Raw genomic sequence first — 22268 nt, 5'->3', positions numbered from 1 at the left:
ATTACCGCAGTCGAATTCGACGGCAGTGACTCAGCAACGTTTCGCCAACCCGGCGCCAACCTCCCGCCAACCTTCGCGGTTCATAGTGGCCCCCGTCACCGCTGATACGGGATCAGGAGCCGCGCCATGATCTACGCAAAACCCGGCACCGACGGGAGCATCGTCAGCTTCAACCGCCGCTATGACAACTTCATCGGCGGCGAGTGGAAAGCGCCGATCGAGGGCAGATACTTCGACAACCCCTCTCCGATCGACGGTGAAACCTTCTGCCAGGTGGCACGTTCGAGTGCCGCGGACATCGATATGGCCCTGGAGGCGGCGCACCGGGCGGCCGACGCGTGGGGTGCCACGTCGGTGACGGATCGTGCCAACATCCTCAACAGGATCGCCGACCGGATCGAGGCGAACCTGGAGCGGCTCGCTGTCGCCGAAACCTGGGAGAACGGCAAGCCCGTCCGCGAAACCCTCGCCGCCGACCTGCCTTTGACGATCGACCACTTCCGCTACTTCGCCGGCGCGGTGCGCGCGCAGGAGGGCCATCTCTCCCAGATCGACGCCGATACCGTCGCCTATCACTTCCAGGAACCGCTGGGTGTGGTCGGGCAGATCATTCCGTGGAACTTCCCGATCCTGATGGCCGCCTGGAAGCTGGCCCCCGCCCTCGCGGCCGGCAACTGCGTGGTCATCAAGCCCGCCGAGCAGACCCCGGCCTCGCTGCTGCTGGTCATCGAGCTCATCGCCGACCTGTTGCCGCCCGGAGTCGTCAACGTGGTCAACGGTTTCGGCGTCGAGGCGGGTAAGCCGCTGGCCTCCAGCCCGCGCGTGGCCAAGGTCGCCTTCACCGGCGAGACCACCACGGGCCGGCTCATCATGCAATACGCCAGCGAGAACATCATCCCGGTCACCCTGGAACTCGGCGGCAAGAGTCCCAATATCTTCTTCCCCGATGTCATGGCCGCCGACGACGCGTTCCTGGACAAGGCCGTCGAGGGCTTCGTGATGTTCGCTCTCAACCAGGGCGAGGTCTGTACCTGCCCGTCGCGGGCGCTGATCCACTCGTCGATCTACGACGAGTTCATGGCCCGCTGCCTCGAGCGCACCAAGGCCATCAAGGGCGGCAACCCGCTCGACGACACGACCATGATCGGCGCGCAGGCCAGTAACGACCAGTACGAAAAGATCCTCTCCTACATCGATATCGGCCGCAAAGAGGGCGCGACGGTCCTCACCGGCGGCGAGATGCGCAAGGTGGAGGGCTTCCCCAATGGGTACTACATCGAACCGACGATCTTCGAGGGCCGCAATGACATGCGGATCTTCCAGGAGGAAATCTTCGGTCCGGTGGTAGCGGTGGCCCGCTTCGACAACGAGGTCGAAGCGGTAACCATCGCCAATGACACGCTCTACGGCCTCGGCGCGGGCCTGTGGACCCGCGACGGCAGCACCGCCTACCGGGTGGGTCGCGCCGTCAAGGCCGGTCGGGTGTGGACCAACTGCTACCACGCCTATCCCGCGCACGCGGCGTTCGGCGGCTACAAGAAGTCCGGCATCGGCCGGGAAAACCACCGTATGATGCTCGACCACTATCAGCAGACGAAGAACCTGCTCGTGTCCTACTCCCCGAACAAGCTCGGATTCTTCTGAACCGCAAGCAATTCGGTTCATTGCGAACTTGTCGGTAATTCGGAGTCGGACGGGCCGGACGGTCTGCGAGGAGCGTGATGAAAGCAGGTTCCGTATCCCGGGTGACCATCACCGAGGCCGCCGCACACGTGCTGCAGGACCTCATCGATCACCATGGTCCGGTGATGTTCCACCAGTCGGGCGGCTGCTGCGACGGCAGCTCTCCGATGTGTTACCCCCTGGGCGAGTTCCGGGTGGGCGCGGCCGATGTGCTGCTCGGCCGCGTCTTCCCGGATACGGCGTTCTGGATCAGCGCCGACCAGTACGAGTACTGGCGCCACACCCATCTGACCGTCGACGTGGTCCCCGGCCGCGGCGGTGGCTTCTCTCTCGAGGCCCCCGAGGGAGTCCGATTCGTCATCCGGTCACGCCTGTTCACCGATGCCGAGACAGCGGCGTTGGAAGCGGCTCCCGCTCCGCTGCGCGGCAACGAGCTGGCCGGATGAAGGAAGGTGGCGCGGCCGGTTTCTCCGGGTCGGCCGCGCCATCGTCAACCTCGGGAGCCTCCGGACAGCTCCGAACCCGGAAGTCCTTATCGCGGAACGCGACCGGTGCCCAGCCACGCGGTCGTCGACAGCGGGGTGCCCGGCACGTAGTGCTCGCGCAGATAGTCGATCATGACCTTTTCCTGGGCTGCCCAGGTGGCCTTGTCGGTGCGCCGGCGGGTCGCCTGCAGTGGTGCGCTGCCCCGGGTCAGCCGGTCCCACATCTGCTCGGCGCTGTCGTAGCTGAACGATTCCGCGTGCGGCCGCAGCACCACCTCGGTGAAACCGGCCGCGAGCAGCTCCTTCTCGAACAGGTTCGGATTCTCGAGGCTCTCCGGATTCGGCTGGGGCGCGGGGAATCCCGGAATCCCGGCCTGGAACGCCTCGAACAGCAATGTCATCAGCGGCGAGTCCGTGATCGGGGCCCAGCTCGACACCACCGCGATGCCGCCCGGCCGCAGCACCCGGTGCAGCTCGGCGAATCCGCTGGCCCGGTCGGGGAAGAACATGAGCCCGAACATCGAGAACGCGGCGTCGAAAGTGTTACTGGCGTAGCGCAAATCCTGCCCGTCGCCGACGCCGGTGAGCACATTGCCGATCCCGGCCTGCATGATGGCGCGCCGTAGCCGACGGATCATGGCCTCGGAGAAGTCGACCGCGACCACCTCCGCGACCCGCGGCGCGGCCAGCAGCGCCAGCACGCCGGGCCCGGTGGCCACATCGATGACCCGGGACCGGCCGCTCAGTTCGGCCGATTCCAATGCGCGAATCGCGAACGGCCGCATCATGTCCGATACGACGTCGTCGTAACTATCAGCGACCTGGTCCCACGCGCCCGGCGCGGCAAGCGGATTCTCCGGCATTCGACCACCCTTCCGACGGGTACAGTGTACGCAGGCCGGACGGGTGGTCCAGCCGGAGAATCAGCGACCCGGCAGGAATCGGATGCCGCGGGCGATGGCCATGAGGAACGGCTGCCACCTGTTCTGCGGGATGAAGGGCGGTGCGTCCAGGTTCAGGAACCGCGTGACCACGATGGACTGGGGTTCGGTGAACTTCAGCAGGCCGTCGGGACCGTGGCGGCGGCCGACGCCGGAGATGCCCATGCCGCCCATCGGCGCGCCGGTGGTGCCCCAGGCCGGGGCGTAGCCCTCGTCGATGTTCACCGTGCCCGCGTGCAATTGCTCCGCGATCTGCTCGCCCTCGGCCTTGCTGCCCGCCCACACGCTGGCATTCAGGCCGTACTCGGTGTCATTGGCGCGGATGATGGCCTCCTGCACCGAGTCGACCGGGTAGATCGACACCAGCGGGCCGAAGGTCTCGTTGCGGCCGCACTCCATCGCGTCGGTGACGTCGGACAGGACGGTCGGCTCGAAGAACAGCGGGCCCAGGTCCGGGCGGGCATTGCCGCCCGCGAGCACCTTCGCCCCCTTGGACACCGCGTCGGCCACATGCTTGGTGACCGTCTCCAGCTGGGCTTCGGAGATGAGGCTGCCGATATCCTGCGAGAAGTCGTACGTGGCACCGAGTTTCGCCGCCCGCACCGCCGCGACGAACTTCGCGGTGAACTGGTCGGCGACCTCACGCTCGACATAGAGCCGCTCGATGGAGATGCACAGCTGGCCCGCATTGGAGAAGCAGGCGCGGACCGCGGCCTTGGCGGCCTTGTTCAGATCGGCGCCACGGGTGACGATCATCGGGTTCTTGCCGCCCAGCTCGGCCGAGAAGCCGATGAGTCGGCGCCCGCACTGCTCGGCCAGGGTGCGGCCGGTGGCGGAGGAACCGGTGAACATCAGGTAGTCGCAGTCCTCGACGATGGCCGTGCCGACCACCGTGCCGGGCCCGGGCACCACCGCGAACAGATCGCGCGGCAGCCCGGCGCGCGCGAACAGTTCGGCGTTGACCAGCGAGGAGTACGGGGTCTGGCTGTCGGGCTTGACCACCACTGCGTTGCCGGCCAGCAGCGCCGGAATCGAGTCGCCCACCGAGAGCAGCATCGGGTAGTTCCAGGGCGCGATCACCCCGACCACGCCCTTGGGCACCGCGCGCACCGAGGCCCGGTTCAGCACCGGGAACGCGCCGGCCGCACCGTGCGGGGCGAGCAGCTGCGGAGCCACCCGGGAGAAGTAACGGGCCGCGAACATCAGCCCGATGACCTCCTCCTGAGCCGCCCACCGCGCCTTGCCGGTCTCGGCCTGGATGATGTCCATCAGGTAATCGCGGTTCTCGACCACGAGCGCCCGGTACCGATCCAGCACCTCGGCCCGCTGCTTGGGCGTGCGCGCGGCCCATTCGGCCTGCGCGATACGCGCTTTGGCGATCGCGGCCGTGACATCGGCGGCGGTTCCGACCGGCACCGAGCCCAGGGTCTCGCCGGTGAACACCTCGGTGATCGCTCGGGTCGCATGGTCCTGGGTGGTATCCACGGCCGCGAACGAGCGCAACCGTTCGAACACCGCGGCAGCCGGCACCGGCATCATTGCCTCCTACTTGCGAGTAACTTGCGGATACAGACAATCTACTCCGCCACGCCCGCGCCCGGCCGGGACTGCGAGATTCCGCCCGCTCGGATCGGGTTCCGGCCGGATGGTCGACTGGGCCGAAATGTCGTGATTACCCCGTTTTTGGCTGCTACCTGCGAAATCTGTAACCGATCATGAACGCGGAACGAAGAAACAGCCAGCAGTACCCGGGCAGGGATCCATCGCCGGTGAGGCAGCACCGGCTACCGGGCCCGATCCCGCGCACGCACGAGGGGTGCGTGCGCGGGATCATGAAAAGCGCTGCGGGAACAGGCTATTCGTTGACCAGCACCGGAATCGACAGCACCGCTGCGGAAATCGGCGCATCGGCCGGGGACGCGGTGATCGTGAACGGGATGCCATCCGGGTTCGGTGCGTGCGCGCCACCGCCGGGTTCCGCGTCGGCGTGCTGGAAGGTCCCCGTACCCACCACGTGACCGGTCGCGTCGTAGAAGGCCGCGTGCACCTCCAGCGCCAGCACATCACTGATATCGGAGGTGATGGCGAGAGTGCCGCGCACCGAAGCGCCTTCGAGCCGAATCCCATTCAGCTGGACCCGATCGGTGAAGGGACCCGGGCTCAGCCGCACCTCACCGGGCGAGACCGTCACCGCCGAGACGGGCGCTGAAGCGGGTTTCGGTGCCGCCATCGGCGTGGGAGCGGGTGCCGGGTCGGCGGCGTGCGGAGCGGTCGAACAAGCCGCGCTCGTGGCCGCCATCAGCAGACCCAACATCAGGAGACCCGGTCGCCGTCTCACGGCAGCAGCGCCTGGTGCATCTTGGTGTACAGCGAGGTGTTGTCCTGATTCGCCGCGAACACCTGCGCGCCGGGGCCGTAGGCGTAGATCTGCACGTCCGCGCCGGTGTGGTTGCCGGACAGGTAGGTCAGCCACAGACTCGCCTCGGGAGAGCCGTCCTTCACCTCGGCCGGGTCGTCCGGCGTGCGGAAGGTGGCGGGGGCGAAATTGCGCGGATCCTGGTGTCCCGCACCGTTGACCAACCCGGTCGAGCGTGCCGGGTCCTTCACGTTGTCCTTGCCGTCGCGCGCCGGGACGCTGTTGTTGGCCGGGTTGCCGGTGTCGACATTCGTCGGCGGTGCAACCGCTTCGGCATTGGTGAAGGTGTTCTTCTCGATGATGTTGAACCCGGCGCACTCGTGGTCGGCGGTCACGATCACCATGGTGTGCCCGTCCCGCTTCGCGAAGTCCAGGGCCGCGGCCACCGCGTCGTCGAACGCCTTGACCTCGTCGAGGGTCTGGGCGGCGTCGTTGGCGTGTGAGCGCTTGTCGATGAGTGCGCCCTCCACCTGCAGCAGGAAGCCCTTGCCGTCCTTGCGCTTCGCGAGCAGGTCGATGGCCTTGGTGGTCATCTCGGCCAGCGTCGGCTCCTGCTTCTGCGGGGCCGAATCCGGCAGTGCGGCGCGCGCATTGGTGGCGGTCATGTTCCCGCGGTTGAACAGGCCGATCACCTTCTGCCCGGTCACTGTCTTCAGGTCGGCGGCGGTGGCCACCCGCTGACTCTCGGGCGTCTGCACCTTCAGGGCCGGGTCGCCCATGCTGCCCAGTACCTCATACCCGTTGTCCTGCATGGCCTTCTGGTCGTCGGGCTCGAAGCGGGCCAGGCCGCCGCCGAGGATGACATCGGCGGTGTTGTTGCGAGCGATCTGCTCGGCAATGGGGGTGACCAGCGTCTTGTCCGCGGGCTGAGCCTCGTAACTGCCATCGGATTTCTTCGGCAGACAGGATGATTCGCTGAATGCGGGTCCCTGGCAGCCACGCAGCAGGCTGTGGCTGACCATGGCCGCCGGTGTGGCGTCGGTGATCTCGGCGGTGCTGACATTGCCGGTCGCGAATCCGGCGGCCTTGGCCTGCTCCATGAGGGTCGGCACCGACTTGCCGTAGGCGTCCACGCCGATGGCGGCGTTGTAGGTCTTCACGCCCGAGGACCAGGCGGTCGCCGCGGACGCCGAGTCGGTCACCAGGGACGGCTTGGCGCTGCCGGGTTCCACGGCATAGGTCGCGACCGCGCCGACGTAGGGCAGCTGTTCGAGGTTCAGCCGGCCGTTCGCGCCCGCGAAACGTTCCCGGGCGGCGGTGACGTGGGTGCGTCCCATGCCGTCGCCGAGCAGATAGATGATGTTGTGGACTTCGTTGTCGGCCTTGCTGTCCGATCCGCATCCGGCGATGAGTGTCGCCGCCGACACCGTGGCCGTGGCGACCGCGATGGCGACCGGCCATACGCGTTTCCTGTGCTGCACTTCGTCTCCTCCGTCCGCGCGCCCGGATCACCGGGCGCGGCCCGCTGTCCCGGGTGCGGACGAAGCTAGTGCTGAAAGTTTGCCCACTCTGGTCTCACAGGAAGCTCACAGCTGGCTCGAAGGTAAACGAATTCTAAAGAAATTCCCGGGGGGATCGGGGACCTCCCGGCTTATGGGACTCGTCTCGCCTGTGTCAAATCCCGTCCCGCACAAAAGGACTCGACCCGCCGAGCGCATCACCGCGCAGTTACGTTGCAGCGATGCGCTTTCCGACGCTCGGGGTCCGCACCCGGATCCTGGCCATCGCGCTGGTACCGAGCGTGGCGTTGGCAGCCATCGGCCTCGGCGTGGCCGGCACCCTGATCGACCGCTCACACCAGGCCCGCACCTGGGCCGACGAGATGCAGGCGGGCATCGCGCCCACCCGCGAGCTGATCGAGGCCGTGCAGGCCGAGCGGCAGCTGACCCTGTGGCGGGTGGCCGGAATGGATTCCGATGTGCGCCAGCTGACGAAGGCACGCCAGCGGCTCGACAGTGCCGTGCGACTGATCGCCCCGGCCCAGTCGGCGCTGTCGCGGATCGGGCCCGCGTCCATGGGCCAGGCCACCGACGCGCTCGGCGAAATGAGCAAGCAGCTGGCCGGAATTCGCGCCGGCGTCGATGCGGGCACCCTCGGGCTGGCCGACGCCTATGCCTTCTACAACCACATTCCCGAGGCCGTCATGGCGGGCGTGCAGGTCGCGCAGAAGACCGCGCCCGATGCCGCCACCGCTGTCGAGCTCACCCTGGCCGCGGACGTACTGCACTGTCTGGAGGCCATGAGCCGCGCGAACGCGCTGGGCGCAGCCCTCGTGGACGGCAACAACCTCTCCCCCGAGCTGGGCGCCGAATACCTCAGCCTGGTCGGCTATTACCGCACCCGGGTCGACGGCATCGTCAGCGCACCCGACGAGAAGCAGGCGGCCGCGGCCCGGGCGCTGGTCTCGACCGCCGCCTGGCAGCAGCTGGGCGTGGTGGAGCCGGTCCTGGCCCAGCACACCCTGGTGCCGTCGGACGGCTCGGCCAAACGCTCGGCGCTGCAACCGCTCCCGATCTCGGTCGCGGAATGGCAGCACAGCGCCGGGGAGGTCACGCACGGCCTGGCGAACCTCTGGCAGGCGGAGAACGCCGAGGCTCAGCAGCTGGCCGGGGCCGCCGCGGACGACACCACCAGGAAATCGCTGGCGGCCGGGGCGGGCATGGTCGTGGTCGGGGTGGGCGCGATCCTGGTCGCGCTGGTGCTGGCCAATCGGATCATCCGCCGGCTCCGGCGTCTGCGCGACCGCACCTTCGCCCTGGCCGACGAGCAGCTCCCCGAGACGATGAGTCGGCTGGCCGCCGGTGAGCACCTCGATATCGAGACCGAAACCCCCGTCCTGGACTTCGGCCACGATGAAATCGGCCAGGTCGCCGAGGCTTTCGGCCACGCCCACGGGACGGCCGTCGCCGCCGCGATCACCGAGGCGCGTACCCGCGAGGGCGTGAAGTCGGTCTTCCTCAATATCGCGCACCGCAGCCAGGTGGTGGTGCACCGGCAGCTGGAGATCCTCGACGAGGCCGAATCCCAGCAGGAGGATCCGGAGCTGCTGGACATCTACTTCCGGCTCGACCACCTGGCCACCCGGGAACGCCGCAATGCCGAGAACCTGATCATTCTCGCGGGCGGACGTCCCGGCCGCCAGTGGCGCAATCCGGTCCCGCTGCTGGAATTGGTGCGGTCCGCGGTCGGCGAGACCGCCGACTACACCCGGGTCCAGACCGGCCGCCTGCCTGCGGCTTTCATTGCCGGCCGGTCCGTCGCCGACCTCATCCACCTGCTGGCCGAGCTGATCGACAACGCCGCCTCCTTCTCCCCGCCGCAGTCCCGCGTCGAGATCTCCGGCGCCTCGGTGGGCCGCGGGGTCGCGGTCGAGATCAGCGATCAGGGCATGGGCATTCCCGAGTCCGACCTGGCCCGGCTCAACGAGCTGCTGGCCGGGCCACCGGATTTCGCCGTCACCAGCCTGTCCTCGGATTCCCGCCTGGGCCTGTTCGTGGTGTCGCGGCTGGCCGCCAGGAACGGCATCTCGGTGCGCCTGTCCGATTCCGATTACGGCGGCACGCGCGCCATCGTCCTCATCCCATCCGGGTTGATCGAGGGCGAGCTCGGTGCGGCGGAACCGCGGACGGCGGCCATGCCCCCGCAGCGCCGCGCCGAACTCGAGCAGGCGGCGACCGCGTCGCCGGAATTCCGAGCGGCGGCAGCATTATTCGATGCGTGGCATCCGGGCCCGCAAGAACCGGACTTCCCCGCACCGGATACGCAGGTCACCGCCGATTTCCGGCCCGAGCTGCCGCGGCGCCGCCGCCAGGAGCATCTCGCGCCGGAGCTGGCCGAGCACCCGGCCCCCGAGCACTCCCCCGCCCCGGCCCCGGCGCCGGGCGAACGCAGCGCCGAGCAGGCGCGAGAGCTGTTCTCGGCCATCGAGAACGGCACCCGACAGGGGCGGCAGACCGATCCCGGCGCGCCGCCCGCCACCCGACAGGAAGACGATGGTGAACACCTCCCCCGCTGGTGATCTCGACTGGCTCCTCGACGATCTCGTCGACAAACTCGCGGGCGTGCGGCATGCGGTGGTGCATTCCACCGACGGCTTGCTGCTCGGCCGGTCTGCCCGGATGAGCCGGGAGGACGCGGAGCACTTCTGTGCCATGTCCTCGACCCTGTTCGGGCTGTCCCGCAGTGCCGGGCACCGATTCGACGCGGGCGGGGTGCGGCAGGCCGTGATCGAACTCGACCGCGCCGTCCTGTTCGTCACCGCGGCGGGTGCCAATGCCTGCCTGGCACTGCAGGCCGCGGCCGACGCGAACCTCGGCATGGTCGCCTACGAGATGAACCTGACCGTGCAGCGGGTCGGATCCTTCCTCTCCGCCGCACCGCGCCAGCGTGCCTGAGAGTCGCGAATTGTGCTTTCCTGCCCCAGCTTCCGATTGCCAACCGGTAGCTGACCGGTGGCATTATGTGCGATGCGCAAACATACATGAATGAGAAAGTCAATCTCAGTCCCGCTCAACGGGATCGATGGGGCATATGTGACTTACGCCCCGTTACCTTTGCCCGATGTTCAGAGCGAGGCTCGGGGTCCGGACCCGCGTGCTCGCCATCGCACTCGTCCCGAGCCTGGCGCTGCTCGTGATCGGCGTGGGTGGCGCGGGGTACCTGGTGGTCGAGGGCAAGCACGCGCGGGATTGGGCGGACGCGTTGTCCGCCGCGGGACCGCCGACCGGAGAAGTGATCGCCGCGGTGGAGCAGGAGCGCCAGCTCTCCCTCGCCCAGATGGGTGGTGGCGACGACGCGAGTCCGAAGTCGTTGGCGCAGGCGCGCACCCGTCTCGACACCGCGTTGCAGGGCATGGCCCCGGTCAGCGCCGAAATGGAGAAGCTCGGCCCGAAATCGGTCACCGGGGACGTCGGCGGGCTGCTCACCCTGACCCGCCAGCTGGCCGGTCTGCGCACCCAGATCGACACCAATGCGGTGTCGGTCTCCGATGTCTACTACTTCTACGGCAAGCTGCTCGAGTTCGTCTGGATCGGCACCCGCGTCGTCGCCGACACCGCGCCCAGTTCCGAAGTGGCCCTGGAGGTCGCCAACGGCCTGCAGGTCGTGCAGGCCGCCGAGATGCTCTCCCGCGAGGCCGCGGTCGGCGAGGTCCTGCTCGCCGGCGGCACCCTGCCGCCCGAGCTGGCCATCGAATTCTCCCGCGTGGCAGGCACCTACCGGGTGAACCTCGGCGTACTGGCCGGCGGCGACGGCACCAACGGTGACGTCGACATGCAGGCGCTGATGAACGATCCGGACTGGACGAAGATCGTCATGATGGAGAACGTGCTGCTCTCGCGGGCACTCGATCCCATGACCGTGCCGCCCGCGAAACCCGGTGCCGCTCCGCAGGTCGCACCGCTGACCTTCACCGCGCAGGAGTGGCGCGACACCGTTGCCCGGCTCAACACCCAGATCCTGCACCTGTGGGAGAAGATGAGCCGCCACAACGAGAAGATGGCCGCCGAGGTGGCCGACAGCAATGCCCGCAGCTCCGCGCTCGCCGGCGGCGGCATGCTGGCGGTGTCCGGGCTCGCCTTCCTGGTGTCGCTGGTGCTCGCGAACCGGATCATCCGCCGCCTCAAGGGCCTGCGCAACGAGACGCTGGTGCTGGCCGACGAGCGGCTGCCCGAGATCATGACCAAGCTGCGCACGGGCCAGCCGGTCGATATCGCCGCCGAGGCCGCGGTGCTGGACTTCGGCCACGACGAGATCGGCCAGGTGGCAAAGGCGTTCACCCACGCCCACTCCGCCGCCGTGACCGCCGCCGTCACCGAGGCCCGCACCCGTGAGGGCGTCAAGGCGATGTTCCTCAATATCGCCCACCGCAGTCAGGTCATCGTGCACCGCCAGCTGGAGATCCTCGACGCCGCGGAGTCGTCGCAGGAGGATCCGGCGCTGCTCGACATCTACTTCCGCCTCGACCACCTGGCCACCCGCGAACGCCGCAACGCCGAGAACCTCATCATTCTCGCGGGCGGTCAGCCCGGCCGGCAGTGGCGTAATCCCGTGCAGCTGCTCGAGATCGTGCGCTCGGCCGTCGGCGAGACGCTCGACTACACCCGCGTCAAGATCGCGCGGCTGCCCGACGTGTCCGTCGCGGGCAGCGCGGTCGCCGACCTCGTGCACCTGCTCGCCGAACTCGTCGACAATGCCGCCCACTTCTCGCCGCCGCAGTCGCAGGTCGAGGTGCGCGGCAATGTGGTCGGCAAGGGCGTCGCCATCGAGGTGATCGACCAGGGCATGGGCATGCCCGAGGAGGAGCTGGCGCGGATCAACGAGATCCTGCGCGACGCACCCGATTTCGGTGTCGCCATGCTGCCCGACGACTTCCGCCTCGGCCGCTTCGTGGTCGCCCAGCTGGCGGCCCGCAACGGGATCTCGGTGCGGCTCACCGAATCCGACTATGGCGGCGTCCGCGCCATCGTGCTGGTGCCCAACAGCGTGGTCGTGCAGCCGTCCGGCCGCACCGGCGAGATCCCGGTCGTGCCGCGACAGCTGGATGCCGCCGAGCCGTCCGCGGCGTCCCGCGCGGTAGCCGCGCTGCCGCAGCTCCCCGCGGCGCCGGCTGTTCCCCCGTCGACGATCTCGAGCTACGAGCTGCCCATCGTCGGATACGAGGCCTACGCACCCCCGGCCGCACCGGAACCGCCCGCCGCGCCCAGTGCGCCGGTGGCTCCGGCCGCGCCCCAGCGGGAGCCGTTCGGGCCGTCCACCGGCTCGCTGGTGCCGCCGGTCATGTCCTTCGGGGCCGCAACGCCGTTCGACCCGCCGACCAACCCGCGGCCGAACCCGAATCCGCCGGCCGAACCCGTCCCGCCCGTGGAAAACGGTTTCCGGTCTCGCGAATTCGGGCGCTCCCATTACACTGGCTCCGACGCCCGGCCCGCGCTCCCGCGTAGGCGCCGGCAGGCAAGTCTCGCACCGGAATTGGCGCAGGAGCAGTCGGCCCCCGAGTCGGCGGTCCAGGCCACCCGCACGGCCGAGCAGGCCCGAGACCTTTTCTCCGCCATCGAAAACGGAACCAGGCAGGGCCGGCAGGCCGACCCCGGTTCGTTCGGGCCTGAGTCCCAGGCCTTCTTTGAAGGCACACAGTCGGAACGACAGGAAGGCGACGGTGACCACCTCAAACGCTGGTGATCTCAACTGGCTACTCGATGATCTGGTCGACCGGCTCGCAGGCGTCCGTCACGCGGTGGTGCACTCCACCGACGGGCTGCTGCTGGGCCGCTCCTCCGCCATGAGCCGCGAGGACGCGGAGCACTTCGGTGCCATGTCCTCCACCCTCTACGGCCTGGCGCGCAGCGCCGGAGGCAGATTCGACGGCGGCGGCGTCCGCCAGGCGGTCATCGAACTCGAGCGCGCGGTGCTGTTCGTGACCGCCGCCGGCAGCCATGCCTGCCTCGCGCTGCAGGCCACCGAACAGGCCAACCTCGGCATGGTCGCCTACGAGATGAACCTGACCGTGCAGCGCGTAGGCAACTACCTGTCCACCACCCCGCGCCACAATCTGGCCGGACAAGGCAACCCCCGACTGTCATGAGGCCGGGGCCGGGGGAACAGTGGTTCGATGACGCGGCCGGTCCGCTCGTGCGTCCCTACGCACGGACCGGTGGCCGAACCATGGGTGCGGGGCACGATCTGGACATGCTCACGGTGGTGGTGGTGCCCAATGCCGCCCCTCCGCTGCGTCGTGTCGAACCGGAGTACGCGGAAATCGTCCGGTTGTGCCGGCTGCCGCTGTCGGTGGCCGAGGTGTCGGCCGCCCTGCGGCTGCCGCTGGCGGTGACCAAAATCCTGGTGGGGGACCTGATTTCAGACAACATCCTCAACTTCCGGGCCCCGGCCTCCCCCGAGGCCGCGCCCGGTGACCTCAACATTCTGCGAGCGGTACTCGATGGCATTCGAAAACTCTGATACCGCCCAGCCCATGGCCGCCTCGGTGAAGATCCTCATCGCGGGCGGCTTCGGCGTGGGCAAGACAACAATGGTGGGGGCGATCAGTGAGATCACTCCGCTCCGCACCGAGGAACTCATTACCGAATTGTCCGCCGGCGTCGATGATCTGCGCGGCGTCGAGGGCAAGACCACCACCACGGTGGCGCTGGACTTCGGTCGTATCACCATCGACCAGAACCTGGTGCTCTACCTGTTCGGCACGCCCGGCCAGGACCGCTTCTGGTTCCTGTGGGACGAACTGGCCCGCGGTGCGCTGGGCGCGGTCGTGCTGGCCGACACCCGCCGCCTGGAGGGCTCGTTCGCGGCGATCGACTTCTTCGAACGCCGCGGCGTCGCTTTCACGGTGGCCGTCAACTGCTTCGAGGGCGCGCCCCTGTACACCCCGGCCGAGGTTCGCGACGCGCTCGACCTGGACGAGCGAATCCCGGTGCTGCTGTGCGACGCCCGCGACCGCGGCTCGTGCAAGAACGTGCTGATGACGCTGGTCGAGTACCTCATCGACCGGGCTGCCACTGCCGGCGTGCGCTGACAGCCGTCCCGAACGCGAGGCGAGCCCGCCCGGAGAAATCCGGACGGGCTCGCCTCGTCTTCGCTTGTGTGGCAGGTCAGTTGGGCACGACGTCGGCGAAGTCGCCGATCCAGCGGTGTGAGCCGCGTGGGCTGTTCGGCTCGCCCGGGCGGGTGACGCCGATGGCCTGCCAGCCGGCCGCCACGGCGGCGTCGACCTCGTCGGGGTGGTCGGACAGGAACAGGATCTGCTCGGCGGGGACGCCGATGGCGCTCGCGATCTTCTCGTAGGAGGAGGCTTCGCGCTTCGGGCCCGCGGTGGACAGGTCGAAGTGGCCGCTGATCAGCGGGGACAGATCGCCGCCCCGGGCGAACGCGAACCAATCCTTCTGATTGCGCACCGAACCCGAGGAGTAGATGTAGAGCTCCAGACCGGCGTCGCGCCAGGCGCGCAGCACCGGCGGCACGTCGGGGAAGAACTCGCCGTGCAGGGACCCGTTGCGGAAGCCCTCGGCGCAGATGATGCCCTGGGCGGCCTTGAGCGGCTCGGACTTCACGTCGGTATCGAGCCACCCGATGAGGATCCGGGCCACCTCGGCGGCGTCGGCGCCGGGGCGGTTCGCCTGGGTGCGGGTGGCCTCGAGGATAGGATCCGCTGCGCCGCCGGTGTTCTCGGCCAGCCAGGCCGGGAGCCGGTCGCGGGTGTAGCCGTAGAGGTCCTCCCGCACCGAACTGGTCGGGCTGGTGGTTCCCTCGATATCGAGCACGACCGCCTTGATCATGCCGGGGCCAGCAGTTCGTCGAGGGTCGGGAAGCCGGACGAGATCTTGTCGCCGGTGAAATCGCCGATCCAGCCGTCCTCTTCCTCGAAGAAGCGCACCGCCACGAACTCCGGCCGGGTGCCCATGTCGAACCAGTGCAGGGTGCCCGCCGGCACCGAGACCAGATCGCCGGCGGTGCACACGGTGGCCAGCACCTCGTCGCCCAGGTGCAGATAGAAGCAGCCCGCGCCGGCCGCGAAGAAGCGGACCTCGTCCTCGGCGTGGCGGTGCTCGTCCAGGAACTTGGTGCGCGCGGCGACCGCCGTGGCGGGCCACTCCGGATCGCTGTCGTCGGGGTGGATGCGCGCCACGTCGATGAACTTGTAGCGGCCGTCGGCATTCAATTCGTCGATGCGGCCCTGGTATTCGGCCAGCAGCTGCTCGGTGGTGGTGGCGGCGCTGAAACCCTCCAGCAGCGGCCAGCGCTCGAAGGTGATGCCGCGCTTGGCCAGCTCGGCGGCGATCACCGCGTCATCGTCGGTGCGCAGCACCACATCACCGGCGTCCTTGTCGGACATGATCTGCAACAGGGTCATAGGAGGTTCCTTTCTCGGAACGCTGTATTCAGTTCATACATGGTCGCCCACCGGGATCTCGCGGTGTCCGGTCAAGGTGGTCAGCTGGCACATGGCCTCGAGGCACTCCGCGCGATCGCGCGCCTGCGCCAGGCTCGAACCCCAGGCGGTGATGCCGTGCCCGGCGATGAACAGCACCGGCGGGGCCTCCGGATGCTCGGTCAGGTACTTCTCGATATCCGCGCCGATCTGCGGGACATCGGCATGGTTCGGGAACACGGGGATGTCGATGACATCCGGGCGGGCCGAACCGAGGCCCTTGATGAGCTCGTAGCCCGCGAAACGCGCTGTGGTGACTCCTGATCCGGCTGTAGTGATCGAGACGGCCGTGGCGTGCGGCGGGTGCACGTGGACCACCGCGTCGGCGCCGCGGGTGCGGTAGACGGCGGTGTGGATGGTGGTCTCCGCCGAGGGCTTGCGGCCGGAAGCGTCGACGGGCTTGGAGTCGACCACGGCGACGGTCACCATGTCGGAGGCGGTGAGCTCGCCCTTCGACAACCCGCTGGCGGTGACGAGGGCCGTATCGCCCTGGCGCACCGAGATATTGCCGGCCGTGCCCGGCATCCAGCCGCTGGCGTACAGGCCGCGCGCGATCTCCGCGATCTCCGCGCCCGCCGCAGACTTCGGGGTGGTCACCGCCGAGGCGGAAGTCCGCGCGGCCGCCGGGTCCTCGAGCACCCCGAACTCGGTGACCACCGCGGTCACCAGCTCGGCCGGGGTGACGTCGAAGGCCGGGTTGAACGTCTTGGTGCCCTCGGGAGCCGTTGCGACGCCGCCGAATCCGGTCACCTCGGCTGCGGCGCGCTGCTCCACCACGATGTCGGAGCCCTTCGCGGTGGAGATGTCCCGCGTCGATTCGGGCGCGACCACGATGAACGGAATGCCGTGGTGCTGCGCCGCGATGGCCAGCATGTAGGTGCCGATCTTATTGGCGACCGCCCCGTCGGCGGTGATCCGGTCCGCGCCCACGACCACGGCGTCCACCTGCTCGGTGGTCATGGCCCACGCGGCGGCGGAATCGATGGTGAGCCGGTGCGGGATCCCGGCTTCGGCCATCTCCCACGCGGTCAGGCGCGCGCCCTGCAGCAGCGGGCGGGTCTCGTCCACGATCACCTCGGCGAGCGCGCCCCGCTGATGCAGCACCCGCAGCGCGCCGATGGCGGTCCCCCACGCGGTGGTGGCCAGGCGGCCGGTGTTGCAGTGGGTGAGCAGCCGCAGCGGGCGGTCCGCGCACAGCCGCTGGATCAGATCGGCGGCCGCGGTGGCGGCGGCCAGATTCACCCGCCCGTCCTCGGCCAGCATGTCGAGGGCTTCGTCGAGCATGGCCTGCACTCCCTCGGGAAGCTTGGCCAGCGTGCGCTGCACACCCCAGGCCAGATTCACCGCGGTCGGCCGGGCGTCCGCGATCCGCGCGGCCTCGGCCTCGACCCGCCCCGCGTCGACCACGCCGTCGGTGCTGGCGGCACGGGCCGCGATCACCACACCGAACGCGCCGCACACGCCGATCGCCGGCGCGCCACGCACGGCCAGAGTCTTGATCGCATCGATGACCTCGTCGACCGTCGTGATCCGAAGCTCCCGCACCTCGTGCGGCAGCGCCCGCTGGTCGATGGTGACGAGCGCACCGTCGGCCCACGCGATCGAACTCTGATCCATCTAGTTCTGTCCTCTTGACTGGAGAATTGCGGCGACGCCCACGGCCGTGGGCACACTCCACCGTATCGAACTCGGATCCGCGCCTGACCGGCAGGTTTCGGATCAGCGCAATCCGAATGGCCGGTTTTCGTGCGGGATGCCCCGCGAACGGGTAGTGCGTCTCACGGCGATGTCAGCTCACGTCCGCGCGCCATACCGCTCTACCGTCGCGGTATCCCAGAACAACGCCATCATCCCGGTTCATCAGGGGTCGGTTGCCGTAGACCCGTGCTGTCAGGTGCTGGGCTCGACGAACAGGCTGCCAGTGAAAGTCGCGTCGCCGGTGACCTGAATGCGGTACACATTCGGTTCGGCGGTAGGCAGCTGCAACGTGAACGGCAGCTGGTAGGTGCCATCGGGAACGATCATGCAGTCGGTCCTACCGAGCGTTTGCACGGCTACCGAACACGGGCGAACGAAGAATCGGCCGGGGCGGCCGCATGCCGCCGCGGGCCTCTCGATTCGGCACGGGATGTCAGTAGCGGTTGTCGAACTCAGGCGACTGCTCAATGCTCGACGGTCAGACAGATGCGCCCGTTTTTGTTGATCGCTTCGATGAGTTCGGCTGCGTCGCTGCTGATCTCGACATCGCTCGCAGATGACCCAGGCGGTGCCCATCGCAGGGCCGCGGTCAAATGGTGGTTCCCACGACCACGCAGTTGCCGCTGTCGTCCCTCTCTTCCAGCACGCGCAGCGGCGAGACCGCGTCGTGGTCGTCGCCGGGATGCTTGTCGTGCTTCCACCACCCGCCGGTCGGGCATTCCACCCAGTGGATGCGGTTGGTGCAGGCGAGGCATCGAGAGAAGATGGGATGGCTGTCGGCGTCGCGCATTCGGGTGTCTCCTTTCGAATTACCGCCCGGATGTCGGACGGGAACGGTTCCGACAGTTAGTTCGGTACAGAGTGGGGGTCGGTATTGGCGGGCTCGATGATCGCGTCGCCCGAGCCTTCCGCCTGCGCCTCGATCGAGTCGATCGAGTCCTCCAGGTTGGTCACTCCGTAGGTGTCGCCGCCGCGCAGCTTGATGTGTATAGGTCTTACACCTTGTCGCTGACCTCGGCCAGCGGCTTCCACGCCGAAACCCGTTGCAACGGCATGCTGATGAGCAGGTCGACCGCCGCAGTCAAGATGGCAACACCACGGATAAGCGTCCGAGGCGCTGCGTCAATACAAGTCAAGGAACCCCGGACTTCCGCACCGGAAGTGACTCGACTGTAACCGCTCAGACTGCGGGACGCCAAACCATTTGCGGCCGTGTCGATTCCCGGTCTTACCGTGAAAATGCCATTCGGATGGGATCCTTATCCGATCGAACTCCGACTACCCGGACGTATCAGGCCGTGTTGATCAGAGAGGCCCGCAGTGCCCGCTGCCAGCATTATCTTCCTGGCATGACACCACTCGAGCCGCCCATGATCGCCACGCCGCAGCAGACAGGGATGATCCTCGACGTCGCCGCCGTCGGCATCCACGACCCCGCCGGCGCTGACACCCTCTACCTTCGGGCAACCAACGGCGCGCGGTACCAGCTACCCGAGCAGCTGCGACACTGGGCGACCACCGTTATCGGCGGGAACCTGCGCGCTGTTGCGGCCGGGCACCCGTCGGCGTTCCCCTGCCGGATCGAGTTCGGAATCCTCGACGGCCACATGTACGCCGAAATGCTGTAGCCGGGGGTGTCTCAGCGGAGAAGTGGCTCTCACGGTTGGCCGCCGTACATTCGATGGCGGGGCGTACCGGCGGCGACCATCTAATTGGAGAGACACATCAACGGATGTCCATATCCGCACGGTCGACCTATCGGCTTGGAAGCGCGTACGCCAAACGGGCTGGGGCCGAGTCTTTTTCGGCCATCTCGCTTGCTACCGCCGGAAACGACGAAAGCCGGTCCAGGAAGGGGGGAATCCGGACCGGCTTTCGTCGTACCAGCGCGTTGCGGAACGCAGCATCGATGACGGCGCAGGCGCGGAGTGGTTCGGCACGCCGTTCCGGCTCGGGACATTCCTGTACTCGTCCTGATTGATCCGATGGCGTGCCTTCTTGGCGGCCTTCCTGTGGGTGAGCTTGCAGTACAGGACCTTCGAGTTCGAAGACTCGACCTCGAACCGGTCACCGCACCATTGGCATTCGCGCGTGTGCCGGGCGCTCACGAGTTGGGTCCTCTCGTCGTTGCAGCCCGATACGGATGGTTGCCGATAGATTGCTGGACCCGAAAATCTGCCCGCGTGTCGGTAGCGCGACACGCCGACTGGTGACCAGGTCGGCAGTGGGTGGACTGCGTCCGAGACGGCCCAGGAGCGCTGGGCTGATACATGGCGCCCGCTCACCGCGGCGGTTCGAATCGGACGCTCCGACTCCGATAAGCCCGGGCAGTCGCGGGCAGTGCGCTCCAGGACTGGCTCCGAGTTTCGGGTCGAAATCGCGGGCGAACCGGTGTGATGGGGGCAAACGCGGGCAGTACCGATTTCACCGAACTTGCTGGCCAGCGTGTGAATTCCGCCCGGTCGCCAGGAGTTTCCCGGAATGCGTGGGATACCATCGCGGTATGGCGAGACCGCGTCGTACCCGCAAGATCACCGTGACGATGCCGGAGGAGATCGCTGCGACCCTCGACGATTGGCGCAGCACCGGCCGCATCGCCTCGATTTCCGCGTTCGTCGCCGAATCCGTGAAGGCCCGGGTCGATCGGGCCGAATCGCTGGCCCGCCTGGAGAACGCGCTCGGCGGCCGCCCGCCGCTGGATCTGATCAATCGCGCCCGTGCCGTTCAGGGGTTGCCGCCCTTATCGGATAAGGAGGATCCCGGCGATCACGCCGGCGCGGCATGACCCCCGCCGCCCCGACGCTGGGCGGCGTCGTGTTCGACACCGCAGCGCTGACCGCCTGGGCGCATCGCGTGGCATACGTGCAATCGGTGGTCTGGGCGACCGCGGACGCGGGCCACACCATCATCGTCCCGGCCACCGCTCTCGCCGCGGCCCGCGCGTTGATTCCGCCCGGCCGCCTGGACATCCTCTCGGTGCTGCTGGATCTGCCGAACACCGTCATCCAGCCCCTCGACCGCCCGGCCAGTGATCATCTGGGCGACACCCTCGCCGACCGCCCCGACGCCGACGCGCTCATTCCGGCCGGGCACGCGACTCTCGAAGCGGTGAGCCGGGATTGGCCGTGCCTGACCGACCGCCCCGATACGCTGCGCAAGCTGGACCCGCGTGTCCAGACGGACAAGTTGCCCTGAGCGGTCGAATCCGGCTGCGGCCCAAGGGCTATCGATCAGGCGCGCCCCAGCGCGAGGGTGACGTTGTGGCCGCCGAACCCGAAGGAGTTGCTCAGCGCGTACCGGAGCTCCTGATGGCGCGGCTTGTCGGCCACCACATCCAGCTCGGTATCCGGGTCCGGGGTCTCGAAATTCAGTGTGGGCGGGACGATCTGCTCGTCGAGTGTGCGCAGGGTGAGCATGGCCTCGAGGGCGCCGACCGCGCCGATGGAGTGGCCGAGGGCCGATTTGGGTGCGTACACCGAGGCATGTGGCGCGACCGTCATGATCGCCTTCGCCTCGGAGGCATCGCCGATCCGAGTGCCGGTGGCGTGGGCATTGACGTGGTCGATGTCCGCGCCGCTCAGACCGGCCGTGGCGAGGGCCTTGCGCATGGCGCGGGCGGCGCCGTCACCGTCGGGCGCGGTGCCGGTGATGTGGTAGCCGTCGGAGGTGATGCCCGCGCCGAGGACCCGGCCGAGCATCCGCGCACCCCGCGCCCGCGCATGCGCCTCCGACTCCAGCACCAGCAGCGCGCCCGCCTCGCCGAACACGAACCCGTCCCGGTCCCTGTCGAAAGGCCGTGAGGCGCGCTCGGGTTCGTCATTGCGGGTGCTCATGGCCCGCATCATGGCGAAACTGGCGATCGGCACCGCGTCGATGTGCCCCTCGACGCCGCCCGCCACTACCACGTCGGCCTCACCGGTGGCGATCAGCCGCCAGCCGTGCGCGATGGCCTCCGCGCCCGAGGCGCACGCCGAAACCGGCGCGTACACACCGCCTTTCGCGCCGATCTCCAGTCCGACGGTGGCCGCCGAACCGTTGGGCATGACCATGGGCACCGTCATGGGCGGCACCTTCCGGTAGCCCCCGGCCTTCATCAGGTCCACGGCATTGACCAGTGCCTCGCCCCCGCCGAGCCCGGTGCCCACGGCGACCGCCAGCCGTTCCGCCTCGACCGCGGGTGTCCCCGCCTCCTGCCAGACCTGCCGGCTCAGTACCAGTGCCAGCTGCTGCACGAACGACATCCGCCGCTGCTCGATCCGGGTCAACTGCTCCCCCGGCTGCGCGACCAGCCGCCCGCCGATGCGCACCGGCAGGTCGTTGTCGGTGACGAAATCGTCTGTGAGCGTGCCGATCCCGCTGTCCCCCGCCAGCAGTCGCGACCAGGTGGTGTCGAGATCGGCCCCCAGGCAGGTGGTTGCCGCCATTGCCGTCACCACGACGTCCCGGCAAGTTTCTGTACCAGTCGTTACACTCATGCTGACATGGATACCTGTACCACCCGCTACAGTCAACCCGTGCCCCGTCCACTCGACCATGCCCGCCGCGCCCAGCTCCTCGAAGGCGTCATCGCCTACATCGCCGAGTTCGGCCTCGCCGAACTCTCCCTGCGCCCGCTGGCGGAATACCTGGGCACCAGCTCCCGCATGCTGATCCACTACTTCGGGACGAAAGAGGCAATGCTGGTCGCCGCCTTGGAAACCCAGCGCCCCGATATCGCCGCGCTGTTCTCGGGCATCGACTCCGCGGAGGTCCTCCGCGAGCGACTCTCGGCGTCCTTCGCGATCAACACCGCGGGTCAGTTCGCGAACAGCCTCCCGGTACTGCTCCAGGTTCTCGGAGCGGCCACTGTTCCCAACAGCCCGTTCAAGGCCTACGCGACCGACGCCATCCTGGTGCTCATTACCGCAATGACCCAGTCTCTCAGCCGAATCGACCCCACCATCCCCGACCCCGAGGCCTCCGCCACCCTGCTCATCTCGGGAATGCGCGGCCTGATCCAGGACTGGTGGGTCACCGGCGACACCACTCGGGTCCACCGCGCCGTGAACCTCCTCATAGCCCAAGCCATCCCCACGTCCGCGTGAACGGCGAACATGCCTTGGCGC

General features: G+C 68.3%; 22 protein-coding genes. 12 read left to right on the top strand and 10 right to left on the bottom strand.

The annotated features are described in order from the left end of the window. Positions 1-126: 126 nt before the first annotated feature. Positions 127-1644 (top strand): aldehyde dehydrogenase family protein, encoded by a 1518-nt coding sequence (locus ACFXKA_RS23010; protein WP_379428817.1) that lies wholly within the window; start codon positions 127-129, stop codon positions 1642-1644. Between the two features lie 77 nt (positions 1645-1721). Further along, positions 1722-2129, top strand: coding sequence for a DUF779 domain-containing protein (locus ACFXKA_RS23005; RefSeq protein ID WP_354832666.1), 408 nt, complete (start codon positions 1722-1724; stop codon positions 2127-2129). 86 nt (positions 2130-2215) lie between these two features. Here the strand turns inward: ACFXKA_RS23005 and ACFXKA_RS23000 are convergent, their stop codons facing one another. The 4 genes from ACFXKA_RS23000 to ACFXKA_RS22985 all read right to left on the bottom strand — a co-directional run bounded on the left by ACFXKA_RS23000 (position 2216) and on the right by ACFXKA_RS22985 (position 6946). Then, positions 2216-3031: a class I SAM-dependent methyltransferase gene (locus ACFXKA_RS23000; RefSeq protein ID WP_379428815.1), complete on the bottom strand. Its 816-nt coding sequence runs from the start codon at positions 3029-3031 to the stop codon at positions 2216-2218. A 60-nt stretch (positions 3032-3091) separates the two neighbouring features. Continuing rightward, on the bottom strand, positions 3092-4645 hold the full coding sequence (locus ACFXKA_RS22995; protein WP_379428814.1) for a succinic semialdehyde dehydrogenase: 1554 nt from the start codon (positions 4643-4645) through the stop codon (positions 3092-3094). A gap of 319 nt (positions 4646-4964) precedes the next feature. Next, positions 4965-5408, bottom strand: coding sequence for a hypothetical protein (locus tag ACFXKA_RS22990; RefSeq protein ID WP_379428813.1), 444 nt, complete (start codon positions 5406-5408; stop codon positions 4965-4967). 35 nt (positions 5409-5443) lie between these two features. Next, a complete protein-coding gene (locus tag ACFXKA_RS22985; protein ID WP_379428811.1) occupies positions 5444-6946 on the bottom strand; it encodes an alkaline phosphatase in 1503 nt (500 codons plus the stop codon). A 260-nt stretch (positions 6947-7206) separates the two neighbouring features. Between ACFXKA_RS22985 and ACFXKA_RS22980 the strand changes: the two genes are divergently transcribed. The 6 genes from ACFXKA_RS22980 (at position 7207) to ACFXKA_RS22955 (ending at position 14052) form a co-directional block, all read left to right on the top strand. After that, the gene (locus ACFXKA_RS22980; protein WP_379428810.1) at positions 7207-9543 is read left to right on the top strand and encodes a nitrate- and nitrite sensing domain-containing protein; all 2337 of its coding nucleotides are present in this window, start codon (positions 7207-7209) and stop codon (positions 9541-9543) included. Beyond that, entirely contained in the window at positions 9521-9919 is a 399-nt protein-coding gene (locus ACFXKA_RS22975; RefSeq protein WP_354832678.1) for a roadblock/LC7 domain-containing protein, read from the top strand. The genes ACFXKA_RS22980 and ACFXKA_RS22975 overlap by 23 nt, the downstream gene beginning before the upstream one ends. Before the next feature lie 166 nt (positions 9920-10085). Next, positions 10086-12704, top strand: a complete 2619-nt coding sequence (locus ACFXKA_RS22970) for a nitrate- and nitrite sensing domain-containing protein (protein ID WP_379428808.1) — start codon at positions 10086-10088, stop codon at positions 12702-12704. Then, entirely contained in the window at positions 12682-13107 is a 426-nt protein-coding gene (locus tag ACFXKA_RS22965; RefSeq protein WP_040857697.1) for a roadblock/LC7 domain-containing protein, read from the top strand. The genes ACFXKA_RS22970 and ACFXKA_RS22965 overlap by 23 nt, the downstream gene beginning before the upstream one ends. Beyond that, entirely contained in the window at positions 13104-13481 is a 378-nt protein-coding gene (locus ACFXKA_RS22960; protein WP_354832682.1) for a DUF742 domain-containing protein, read from the top strand. Before ACFXKA_RS22965 ends, ACFXKA_RS22960 begins: the two co-directional genes overlap by 4 nt. Beyond that, positions 13462-14052, top strand: coding sequence for an ATP/GTP-binding protein (locus ACFXKA_RS22955; protein WP_354832684.1), 591 nt, complete (start codon positions 13462-13464; stop codon positions 14050-14052). The genes ACFXKA_RS22960 and ACFXKA_RS22955 overlap by 20 nt, the downstream gene beginning before the upstream one ends. Positions 14053-14128: 76 nt before the next feature. Here the strand turns inward: ACFXKA_RS22955 and mtnC are convergent, their stop codons facing one another. The 5 genes from mtnC to ACFXKA_RS22930 all read right to left on the bottom strand — a co-directional run bounded on the left by mtnC (position 14129) and on the right by ACFXKA_RS22930 (position 17953). Continuing rightward, positions 14129-14812 (bottom strand): acireductone synthase, encoded by a 684-nt coding sequence (gene mtnC, locus ACFXKA_RS22950; protein ID WP_379428807.1) that lies wholly within the window; start codon positions 14810-14812, stop codon positions 14129-14131. Continuing rightward, a complete protein-coding gene (locus tag ACFXKA_RS22945) occupies positions 14809-15387 on the bottom strand; it encodes an acireductone dioxygenase (protein ID WP_379428806.1) in 579 nt (192 codons plus the stop codon). The genes mtnC and ACFXKA_RS22945 overlap by 4 nt, the downstream gene beginning before the upstream one ends. Positions 15388-15420: 33 nt before the next feature. Continuing rightward, positions 15421-17082: an S-methyl-5-thioribose-1-phosphate isomerase gene (gene mtnA, locus ACFXKA_RS22940; RefSeq protein ID WP_379428805.1), complete on the bottom strand. Its 1662-nt coding sequence runs from the start codon at positions 17080-17082 to the stop codon at positions 15421-15423. A 273-nt stretch (positions 17083-17355) separates the two neighbouring features. Further along, positions 17356-17490, bottom strand: coding sequence for a hypothetical protein (locus ACFXKA_RS22935; RefSeq protein ID WP_379428804.1), 135 nt, complete (start codon positions 17488-17490; stop codon positions 17356-17358). A 262-nt stretch (positions 17491-17752) separates the two neighbouring features. Further along, positions 17753-17953: a hypothetical protein gene (locus tag ACFXKA_RS22930; protein WP_354832694.1), complete on the bottom strand. Its 201-nt coding sequence runs from the start codon at positions 17951-17953 to the stop codon at positions 17753-17755. Between the two features lie 559 nt (positions 17954-18512). Here ACFXKA_RS22930 and ACFXKA_RS22925 point away from each other — a divergent pair. From ACFXKA_RS22925 to ACFXKA_RS22915, 3 genes are all read left to right on the top strand, one after another. Beyond that, complete coding sequence (locus tag ACFXKA_RS22925; protein ID WP_379428803.1) at positions 18513-18791, top strand: hypothetical protein; 279 nt, start codon at positions 18513-18515, stop codon at positions 18789-18791. Positions 18792-19666: 875 nt separating this feature from the next. After that, positions 19667-19948: a hypothetical protein gene (locus ACFXKA_RS22920; RefSeq protein WP_354832698.1), complete on the top strand. Its 282-nt coding sequence runs from the start codon at positions 19667-19669 to the stop codon at positions 19946-19948. After that, positions 19945-20358 carry a hypothetical protein gene (locus ACFXKA_RS22915; RefSeq protein ID WP_033091132.1) on the top strand — a complete coding sequence of 138 codons (414 nt, stop codon included), beginning with the start codon at positions 19945-19947 and terminating at the stop codon, positions 20356-20358. The genes ACFXKA_RS22920 and ACFXKA_RS22915 overlap by 4 nt, the downstream gene beginning before the upstream one ends. 35 nt (positions 20359-20393) lie before the next feature. On the opposite strand, the gene ACFXKA_RS22910 is transcribed toward ACFXKA_RS22915, so the two are convergent. Then, complete coding sequence (locus ACFXKA_RS22910; RefSeq protein WP_379428802.1) at positions 20394-21638, bottom strand: KasA/KasB family beta-ketoacyl-ACP synthase; 1245 nt, start codon at positions 21636-21638, stop codon at positions 20394-20396. Positions 21639-21677: 39 nt separating this feature from the next. Between ACFXKA_RS22910 and ACFXKA_RS22905 the strand changes: the two genes are divergently transcribed. Next, complete coding sequence (locus ACFXKA_RS22905; RefSeq protein ID WP_354832701.1) at positions 21678-22247, top strand: TetR/AcrR family transcriptional regulator; 570 nt, start codon at positions 21678-21680, stop codon at positions 22245-22247. Positions 22248-22268: the final 21 nt, after the last annotated feature.

It is taken from the genome of Nocardia sp. NPDC059228 (assembly GCF_042754245.1).
Lineage (GTDB): Bacteria > Actinomycetota > Actinomycetes > Mycobacteriales > Mycobacteriaceae > Nocardia.
This window is presented reverse-complemented; position numbering and strand designations above follow the sequence as displayed.

Coding starts and splice junctions, on each gene's coding strand:
- mtnA (WP_379428805.1), bottom strand. CDS start 17,082: ATGGATCAGAGTTCGATCGCGTGGGCCGACGGTGCGCTCGTCACCATC.
- ACFXKA_RS23010 (WP_379428817.1), top strand. CDS start 127: ATGATCTACGCAAAACCCGGCACCGACGGGAGCATCGTCAGCTTCAAC.
- ACFXKA_RS22915 (WP_033091132.1), top strand. CDS start 19,945: ATGACCCCCGCCGCCCCGACGCTGGGCGGCGTCGTGTTCGACACCGCA.
- ACFXKA_RS23000 (WP_379428815.1), bottom strand. CDS start 3,031: ATGCCGGAGAATCCGCTTGCCGCGCCGGGCGCGTGGGACCAGGTCGCT.
- ACFXKA_RS22920 (WP_354832698.1), top strand. CDS start 19,667: ATGGCGAGACCGCGTCGTACCCGCAAGATCACCGTGACGATGCCGGAG.
- ACFXKA_RS22980 (WP_379428810.1), top strand. CDS start 7,207: ATGCGCTTTCCGACGCTCGGGGTCCGCACCCGGATCCTGGCCATCGCG.
- ACFXKA_RS22955 (WP_354832684.1), top strand. CDS start 13,462: ATGGCATTCGAAAACTCTGATACCGCCCAGCCCATGGCCGCCTCGGTG.
- ACFXKA_RS22945 (WP_379428806.1), bottom strand. CDS start 15,387: ATGACCCTGTTGCAGATCATGTCCGACAAGGACGCCGGTGATGTGGTG.
- mtnC (WP_379428807.1), bottom strand. CDS start 14,812: ATGATCAAGGCGGTCGTGCTCGATATCGAGGGAACCACCAGCCCGACC.
- ACFXKA_RS22970 (WP_379428808.1), top strand. CDS start 10,086: ATGTTCAGAGCGAGGCTCGGGGTCCGGACCCGCGTGCTCGCCATCGCA.
- ACFXKA_RS22935 (WP_379428804.1), bottom strand. CDS start 17,490: ATGATCGTTCCCGATGGCACCTACCAGCTGCCGTTCACGTTGCAGCTG.
- ACFXKA_RS23005 (WP_354832666.1), top strand. CDS start 1,722: ATGAAAGCAGGTTCCGTATCCCGGGTGACCATCACCGAGGCCGCCGCA.
- ACFXKA_RS22995 (WP_379428814.1), bottom strand. CDS start 4,645: ATGCCGGTGCCGGCTGCCGCGGTGTTCGAACGGTTGCGCTCGTTCGCG.
- ACFXKA_RS22910 (WP_379428802.1), bottom strand. CDS start 21,638: ATGAGTGTAACGACTGGTACAGAAACTTGCCGGGACGTCGTGGTGACG.
- ACFXKA_RS22960 (WP_354832682.1), top strand. CDS start 13,104: ATGAGGCCGGGGCCGGGGGAACAGTGGTTCGATGACGCGGCCGGTCCG.
- ACFXKA_RS22930 (WP_354832694.1), bottom strand. CDS start 17,953: ATGCGCGACGCCGACAGCCATCCCATCTTCTCTCGATGCCTCGCCTGC.
- ACFXKA_RS22990 (WP_379428813.1), bottom strand. CDS start 5,408: ATGGCGGCCACGAGCGCGGCTTGTTCGACCGCTCCGCACGCCGCCGAC.
- ACFXKA_RS22925 (WP_379428803.1), top strand. CDS start 18,513: ATGACACCACTCGAGCCGCCCATGATCGCCACGCCGCAGCAGACAGGG.